Source organism: Pseudoalteromonas sp. TB51 (assembly GCF_000498055.1).
Lineage (GTDB): Bacteria > Pseudomonadota > Gammaproteobacteria > Enterobacterales > Alteromonadaceae > Pseudoalteromonas > Pseudoalteromonas atlantica.
On sequence record NZ_AUTO01000244.1, the window covers coordinates 1 to 6410 of the forward strand.

At 43.0% G+C, this 6410-nt stretch carries 5 protein-coding genes; 1 reads left to right on the forward strand and 4 read right to left on the reverse strand.

Features of this window, described 5'->3' with window-relative positions; all coding sequences use genetic code 11:
* Positions 1 to 1871, forward strand: a 1871-nt coding sequence (locus L650_RS0114090) for an aconitate hydratase (protein ID WP_029773511.1), incomplete at its 5' end; no start/stop codon positions are given.
* A 210-nt stretch (positions 1872 to 2081) separates the two neighbouring features.
* Here L650_RS0114090 and L650_RS0114095 read toward each other — a convergent pair.
* The 4 genes from L650_RS0114095 to L650_RS0114110 all read right to left on the reverse strand — a co-directional run.
* Positions 2082 to 2624, reverse strand: a complete 543-nt coding sequence (locus tag L650_RS0114095; protein WP_004589443.1) for a DUF4124 domain-containing protein — start codon at positions 2622 to 2624, stop codon at positions 2082 to 2084.
* A 128-nt stretch (positions 2625 to 2752) separates the two neighbouring features.
* Entirely contained in the window at positions 2753 to 3493 is a 741-nt protein-coding gene (locus tag L650_RS0114100; protein WP_004589442.1) for a phosphoadenylyl-sulfate reductase, read from the reverse strand.
* 42 nt (positions 3494 to 3535) lie between these two features.
* The gene (cysI, locus tag L650_RS0114105) at positions 3536 to 5233 is read right to left on the reverse strand and encodes an assimilatory sulfite reductase (NADPH) hemoprotein subunit (protein WP_024031990.1); all 1698 of its coding nucleotides are present in this window, start codon (positions 5231 to 5233) and stop codon (positions 3536 to 3538) included.
* Between the two features lie 60 nt (positions 5234 to 5293).
* Positions 5294 to 6410: sulfite reductase [NADPH] flavoprotein alpha-component (locus tag L650_RS0114110; protein ID WP_029773512.1), on the reverse strand; the 1117-nt coding region annotated here is incomplete at its 5' end.

Below are 6410 nucleotides of genomic sequence, written 5' to 3' on the forward strand. Positions count from 1 at the left end.
TAGCCGATAGAGCAACCATTGCCAACATGGCGCCAGAGTACGGTGCAACATGTGGTATTTTCCCAATTGATGATGAAACAATTAACTACCTGCGTTTAACGAACCGCGATGAAGATCATCTCAAACTGATTGAAGACTACGCTAAACACCAAGGCTTATGGCGCCATGAAGGCGACGAAGCGCATTACACAGACACCCTTGAGCTTAAATTAGACGATGTAGTACCTAGCCTTGCAGGTCCTAAACGCCCACAAGACAGAATTACACTTGATAAAGCCGGTGATGTGATAGGCCAGCACCTAAAAGGTTTCCAAGATGAGCGTATGGCTCGTCGTGATAAAAGCGATATTGAAGAAGCGCGCATTGAAAGTGAAGGCCCAACAACCAACCCTGATGAACCGGTAGACGAAGCGCAGTTTATGGGTGCAGCCAAAGTGAAGTTTAAAGGCCAAGAATTTGAACTAAACGATGGCGCCTGTGTTATTGCCGCTATTACAAGCTGTACAAATACCTCTAACCCCAGTGTTATTTTAGCCGCAGGCTTAGTGGCTCAAAAAGCTAAACAGCTGGGTATTAATGTAAAACCATGGGTTAAAACATCGCTTGCACCCGGTTCGCAAGTGGTAACCGACTACCTTGAAAAAGCAGGCCTAATGGATGACCTAGAAAGCTTAGGCTTTAACTTGGTCGGTTATGGTTGTACCACGTGTATAGGTAACTCAGGCCCGCTTGCAGATGAAATTAGCGAAGCTATTCAAAAGCATAAGCTAGTTGTAAGCTCTATTTTATCGGGTAACCGTAATTTTGAAGGGCGTATACACCAAGACGTTAAAATGAACTTTTTAGCCTCGCCTCCACTTGTGGTAGCGTATGCCATTGCAGGGCGTACAGACATAGATGTATACAACGAGCCATTAGCGCAAGATGAAAACGGTAACGATATTTACCTGAAAAATATTTGGCCAAGCGTGAGCGAAGTCAACGAACTAGTACAAAAAACGGTAACCAGAGAAATGTTCGAAAAAAGCTATGCCAACGTATACGAAGGCGACAGCCGTTGGCAAAAAATCCAAATTCCTGATGGTAAGCTCTATGATTGGGATGATCGGTCAACTTACATTAAAAAAGCACCATTCTTTGAGGGCATGAGCGTTGAACCACCAGGCGTGCCAACAATTGAAGGGGCGCGTTGTTTAGCTAAACTTGGCGACTCAGTAACCACTGACCATATTTCTCCTGCGGGGGCCATTAAAGCTGAAGCGCCAGCCGGTATTTACTTACAGGAAAAAGGCGTAGAAAAAGCGCAGTTTAACTCGTACGGTTCACGCCGTGGTAACCACGAAGTGATGATGCGAGGCACATTTGCGAACGTTAGGCTTAAAAACTTACTCGCACCAGGTACAGAAGGTGGCGTTACTCGCACCCAACCTGATGACAAGCTTGCCAGCATTTACGATGCCGCAATGGAATATGAAAAGAGTAACACACCATTAATTGTGTTAGCTGGTAAAGAATACGGTACCGGTTCATCACGCGACTGGGCAGCAAAAGGCTCACTTTTATTAGGTGTAAAAGCGGTGGTTGCACAAAGTTATGAGCGTATTCACCGCTCTAACCTTATTGGTATGGGTGTGCTGCCTTTACAGTTTAAAGAAGGTGAGAGCCACGAATCATTAAATTTAACTGGCCAAGAGCAGTTTGATATTGAAGGCTTGTACGACAAAACGAATGAAGTGAGCATTATTGCCACGAATGCTGAGGGCAAAAAAGTCAGCTTTAGCGCCGATGTACGTATAGATACCCCTAAAGAGTGGGATTACTACAAGCACGGCGGTATTCTACAATACGTTTTACGTAACATGCTTGACTAATCACATACTTAAAACTAAAAAGCCTAGCAGTCGCTAGGCTTTTTTATGCGCTAAATAATTAACGAGTATTGCAACTTGGTATTGCTTTTAACGGGCTGTAAGCCCTAAGCGTAACGAAGGCGCTGTAACTCAGCTCACAAATTACAAACCCCGCACGATTAAAAACCCCCTCATATTAAGTAAGTTTTAATGCTAAGCGCACAATAAAATTTAGTACCCACCTATACTTTGCATCTCTTTACTGCGCTGCTCTAATTTTTGCTTTGCCTTTTCGGCATCTTCAAACAGTTTTTGAATAGATTCAGCGTTGTAAACGGTAGGTGTAGGTGGTTGAATACTCTTTTTTGAGGTACTTGCACTGCTACTCAAAATTGAGGTGTCTTCTGCGGCTACAACAGTGACATCACGGGCATCAAGTTTTACCTCAATACTTTTGCCATCTGCATTAGGCGTATCTGAAAAATGCCATTGGCCGTTTTTATCTTGCCACTTATAAATTTTGCTACCGGGTTTAATTGTCGCCGCATCATTGTTTACACTCTGCGCAATTTTATCGCCTGCTTGCTTTGCGCCTTGCACTGCCTGATTAAGCGTATTGGTAGATAACGCGACCATTTTTTCTTTAATTTTGTGAGATTCAGCACTAATAGATGAACTAGAAAGCCATGTTTGGCCATCTGGCTTTTTTAGGTAAAACAAAGAGATAACAGCAATGATCATGACTGATATTGCCAAGTAGGTGAAGTATTTCATAGCGTTCCTGCTTAAAAATGAATCCTTGAAAGGCAAGTCTAATAAAAAATACTTAATCAGGCAATTTTTTTGCAATAAAAAACGCAACCTAAGTTGCGTTTAAATAGTTGTTTAGCATTCGCTTTTTTTTAAATACCATCGCCGTCAATATGCAGCCCGCATTCGCGGTTTAAACCAAAAAAGCGCGTTTCTTCTTCGCTCATACCTGGCTCAAGTTTACGCGTAGTATGCACATCACCCATCGACACATAACCTTGCTCCCATAATGGGTGGTAAGGTAAATCATGCTTAGTAAGGTATTGATATACGTCGCGGTTTGACCATTCAATAATCGGGTACACTTTTACCGTACCTCGGCTTATCTCAACAAACTGTTTATCTGCACGGGTCGATGATTGGTCACGGCGCAGGCCACTAAACCAAGTACCGGCACCAATTTCTTTTAATGCGCGGGTCATGGGCTCTACTTTATTAAGCTGATTATATTGCTTAATACCGTCCTCGCCTTGTTCCCATAATTTACCATATTTAGCTTCTTGCCATGCAGGGCTTAGCTCAGCTTTATACACCTGTAAATTAAGTGATAGGCGCGCTGTCATTTGCTCAATAAACTGATACGTTTCTGGAAATAAATAACCCGTATCCGTTAATACCACAGGAATATCAGGACGCTGAGATGTTACTAAATGCAGCATGACCGCCGCTTGAATACCAAAGCTTGATGATAAAAAAGCTGTATCGGGTAAGTTCTCTAGTGCCCATGCAACACGCTGCTCCGCACTCATTGGTGCAAGTATGCCGTTTGCATCTGCAAGCAATGCCGCTTGGCTTTGCTTATCAAGCTGTAATATGTTTTTAAATTCACTCATGGTCAATTTTAAACCTCACCCACGCTCCGCGTGGGTATTTAATTAAGCGTGAAAATCGGTTACTGATACTTTTACTTCAGCAACAATGCCTTTGCGAATAACAAAGTCACCAAAACATTCACCGTCGTTTCGCTCACTTGCCCACTGGCCAATCAGCTTATCAAACGCGTCTAGGTAAACATCTTCACCTACGTTTTCTAGGTACAGTTTAGGAATGCGTGTACCTTCTAAATTACCGCCTAAGTAAACGTTGTATTTACCAGGGCCTTTACCTACTAAACCAGCTTCTGCAAGCATTGCGCGGCCACAACCGTTAGGACAACCTACAACACGCATAATAATACTGTCATCAGGTATGCCATGCTTAGCAAGTAGTGCTTCGGTTTTTTCAATTAAGCTTGGTAAGTAACGCTCAGCTTCGGCCATAGCAAGCGGACACGTTGGCAATGCTACACACGCCATTGAGTTTTTACGTTGCTCAGTGTCTTTGTCATCAATTAGGCCGTGGTTACGGGCAATTTCTTCAATGACTGCTTTTTGATCGGCAGGCACACCAGCAATAATTAAGTTTTGGTTAGCCGTCATGCGCATATCGCCTTGGTGCACTTCTGCAATTTTACGACAACCTGTTTTTAATGGCTTACCTGGGTAGTCTAAAATACGGCCACTTTGTATAAATAGCGTAAGGTGGTGCTTGCCATCAATGCCTTCTACCCAACCGATACGATCGCCACGGTGAGTAAACTCATAAGGGCGGCTTGGTGCAAAGCTTACACCGGCACGTTTTTCTACTTCGGCTTTAAATACGTCAGACCCAACACGGTCTAGTGTGTATTTAGTTTTTGCATTTTTACGGTTAGAACGGTTACCCCAATCGCGCTGCACTGATACAACGTGCTCAGCAATTTTTAAAGTGTCTTCTAGGGCAATAAAACCAAAGTCGTCAGCTTTACGCGGATACGTAGCCGTATCACCGTGGGTCATAGCAAGGCCACCACCTACAAGTACGTTAAAGCCAACAAGCTTGCCATCTTCAGCAATAGCAACAAAGTTTAAGTCATTCGCATGCACATCGACTTCGTTGTTAGGCGGAATAGTAACCGTGGTTTTAAACTTACGCGGTAAGTAGTTAGAACCTAAAATTGGCTCTTCTGTGGTTTCTGCTTTTTCGCCATTTAACCAAATTTCAGCGTATGCTTTCGTTTTTGGAAGTAAATGCTCAGAAATTTTTGCCGCCCACTCATACGCTTCTTGATGTAACTCTGACTCAACAGGGTTAGTCGTACATAGTACGTTACGGTTTACATCGCCAGCGGTGGCAATAGAGTCAATGCCAACGCTATTAAGCATTTGGTGCATGCCTTTAATATTTGGCTTTAATACACCATGAAATTGAAACGTTTGACGTGTTGTTAATCGAATACTGCCGTAGCTTGTTTTTTCATCGGCAAATTTATCAATTGCTAGCCATTGCTCAGGCTTGATAATACCGCCAGGCATACGTGCACGTAGCATTACATTGTGCAGCGGCTCTAGCTTTTGCTTTGCGCGCTCAGGGCGTATATCGCGGTCATCTTGCTGGTACATACCGTGAAAACGTATAAGTTGGAAGTTATCGGCTGTAAAACCACCGGTAATTTCATCTTTTAAGTCTTGCTCTATGGTGCCACGTAAAAAGTTACTTTCTCTTTTCAAACGTTCGTTATCAGAAAGTTTTACGTTTTTATCTTGTTCGCTCATTTTAAATCCTAAATTTGTTACAGTGACGGCTGCTAGCTGTTAATAAAATAAGAAACGTGATTAATACACGTCTTTCTGATAGCGGTTAGCGCTACGTAAGTCTTTTAAATATTGCTCTGCGTCTTCGTAGCTTTTACCGGTGTTTTCGCTGATGATATCAACTAAGGCGTTGTGTACATCTTTTGCCATGCGGTTTGCATCACCACACACATAAAAATGCGCTCCTGCTTCTAGCCACTCAAAAATTTCTTTTGAGTTTTTGCGTAGTTTGTCTTGTACGTATACTTTTTCGGCTTGGTCACGGCTAAATGCAACGTCAACTTTGCTTAATAGGCCTGATTTTAAATAACCCTGAATTTCTACTTGATACAAGAAGTCTTGTGTAAAGTGTGGGTTACCGAAAAACAACCAATTTTTGCCTTGTGCTTCTCGCGAGTCACGCTCTTGTAAAAATGCACGGAATGGCGCAATACCGGTACCTGGGCCAACCATAATAATGGGGGTATTATCATCGCTAGGTAAACGGAAGTTGTCGTTGTGCTCACTAAATACTTTAACTTTACACCCTTCTTCAGCACGGCGTGCTAAATAACCAGAGCAGCCACCTAAATGTTCGCTGCCAAAGGCGTCAAACTCAACTAAACCTACCGTTAAGTGCACTTCCTCTTCAACCTCGCTTTGGCTTGAAGCGATTGAGTATAAGCGCGCTTGTAGTTTACGTAGGCAATCAACTAAGGTTTGTGCGTCTATTTTTGCAGGATTTTGTGCCACTACATCAAAAATTTGACGAGGCTCAATGTACTCACGCATAGCGGCTTTATCTTCTACAAGCTTTAGTAGCTCTGGCGTGCCCGTTGCAACTGCGTATTTTTCTACAAAGCCTGGGTATGACTGAGTAAGCTCTAACTTTTCGATTAATGCATCGCGAATAGGCAGTGACTCTTCGCCCACTTTTACAAGTGTGCCTGAATCGATTTGCGCGTGTGTTAGTAGCTCATCTACGCGGGCTTCATCATTTAAAAAGTACACGCCTAATGAATCACCAGGTAAGTAGGTGATGTCTGAGCCTTCAAGCGAAATCTCAACATGGCGTACATCTTTAGTAGAATCGCGCCCTGTAATTTTTTGTACGGTAACAAGCTCTGCCGCAAATGGGTTTTGCTTAGTGTATTGGCTT

Excerpts from the sequence above, each read along its gene's own strand:
- cysI (WP_024031990.1), bottom strand. The coding sequence starts at position 5,233 with ATGAGCGAACAAGATAAAAACGTAAAACTTTCTGATAACGAACGTTTG.
- L650_RS0114100 (WP_004589442.1), bottom strand. The coding sequence starts at position 3,493 with ATGAGTGAATTTAAAAACATATTACAGCTTGATAAGCAAAGCCAAGCG.
- L650_RS0114095 (WP_004589443.1), bottom strand. The coding sequence starts at position 2,624 with ATGAAATACTTCACCTACTTGGCAATATCAGTCATGATCATTGCTGTT.